Origin of the sequence: Sulfuricaulis sp., assembly GCF_049587675.1 — a bacterium.
Classification (GTDB): domain Bacteria; phylum Pseudomonadota; class Gammaproteobacteria; order Acidiferrobacterales; family Sulfurifustaceae; genus Sulfuricaulis.
Genome location: NZ_JBAVEJ010000135.1, coordinates 1 through 1736 on the forward strand (window position 1 = coordinate 1; position 1736 = coordinate 1736).

Genomic DNA, 1736 nt, shown 5'->3' on the forward strand with positions numbered 1-1736 from the left:
CACTTAACGTGTGTTTGCCCCGGCGAACGCCCGCACACGGAGGTGCGGGCCTGGACCAAATTAATGCATATGCGTCACGCCAGGGATGGCATGTATGACGTATTTTCGTTGGAGAGCTAGCAATGGCGAGAAAAGAATATTCGTTTTATCCGGGTTGTTCCTCTGAGCGCAAGGCCTCGGCCTCGAACTACATGACCTCGGTCGAGTCCATGTGCAAGACGCTGGATATCAAGCTGAACGAAATCCCCGACTGGAACTGCTGCGGCGCGTCCATCGGTTACGCCGAGGGCGGCGAGCTGCCGCGTCACGCGATGAACGCGCGCAACGAGGCCTTGTCCGAAAAGCATAACGCTGGTCAGGATATTGTCGCGACCTGCGCCGCCTGCTGGCTGGGCGCGAAGGAATCGCAGGAGCGCATCGCCCATTCCGGCGAGCTGCTGGGGGATATCAAGAGCATTCTTTCCGAGGTCGGCCTGGAATACGAGGGCAAGCAGAAAATCCGCCACATGGTCGAAGTGCTGATCGAAGACCTGGGTTACGAGGAACTGGGCAAGCCGGTCGTGAAGCCGCTCGATGGCATCAAGATCGCCGGTTACGTCGGCTGCCAGACCAACCGCCCGTTCGGCGTGCTGGGCGAGTCGTTCGAGAACCCGAAGTACCTGGACAAGCTGGTCGAGACCGTGGGTGGGACACCGCTCGAGAAGTACGAGGAGAAGGTCACCTGCTGCGGCGGCGCCCTGGCGTTTTCCGAACCCGAAAAGAGCCAGGTGCAGATCAAGAAGATCATCGAGTCGGCCTATGACCACGGCGCCGACATGATCGTCACGCCGTGCCCGGTGTGCCAGATGAACGTCGAGGTGTATCAGGGCCAGATCAACAAGAAGTACGGCACCAAGTTCAAGATCCCGGTGGTGTACTACTCCCAGCTCATGGCGGTGGCCTACGGGGCGACTGCCAAGGAAGCGGCGCTCGACGGCAACATCGTGCGCGCCACACAGCTTGAAGAAATTGCGGCCAAGCCGGCGAAGAAGTAAAAAGTCATCGGTATCTACTAAGTAAGAAGCCCGCGCAAGCGGGCTTTTTTGTGACTCCCCAAGGAAACAAAGGTGGCTTTTCTTTATTGTCCCTTATTGCACACCCCTGCGGATTGGCGGTCTACATAAGGATCGTTGCTATGATCCTTTGCGGGGCCAGCTCACATCCAGCACGCGAACAAAAACGCGTCTCTGTTCCGATTGGTCAAGCAGAGCCATCAGACCACTGCACGGTTTCCGTGGTGCCGCCCGGTGGCGCGGTGTATGCTGGCCTAAAACCGCGAGATGACACGCCTATGTCCGATGAAGCGAGTGAGCGTGGTTCGCTCTCGACTGCACACGCCACCTGGGACCAACGCTGGACGAACGCGGCCGGCCGCGCTGACTGGTTGGCACCTGAGCCCGAGGTCGTGCAGGCGGTGGATTTGTTGAAGATGCGCGGGGCGCAGCGCGCGTTCGACCTCGGCTGCGGGGTCGGGCGGCATGCGCGGTTGCTCGCGGGCGCGGGTTTCGAGGTACATGCGGCCGATGCCAGCGCCAGCGGTCTCGCGTATGCACGCGCGCAGGATCCGGGCAGTGCGATCTGCTGGGCGCGCTCCGATTTCACGGTGTTGCCGTTCGCGCCGGCGGTCTTTGACTTCGCGCTCGCCTGGAACGTCATCTATCACGGCGATCGGGTTATCGTCGCGCGCGCCCTGGCGG

At 60.9% G+C, this 1736-nt stretch carries 2 protein-coding genes; both read left to right on the top strand.

Annotated elements, in window-relative coordinates:
* The first annotated feature begins 122 nt into the window (after positions 1–122).
* Positions 123–1034 carry a CoB--CoM heterodisulfide reductase iron-sulfur subunit B family protein gene (locus WB402_RS07165; protein WP_424206367.1) on the top strand — a complete coding sequence of 304 codons (912 nt, stop codon included), beginning with the start codon at positions 123–125 and terminating at the stop codon, positions 1032–1034.
* 296 nt (positions 1035–1330) lie between these two features.
* A partial coding sequence (locus tag WB402_RS07170) for a class I SAM-dependent methyltransferase (protein WP_424206369.1) occupies positions 1331–1736 on the top strand: 406 nt, incomplete at its 3' end.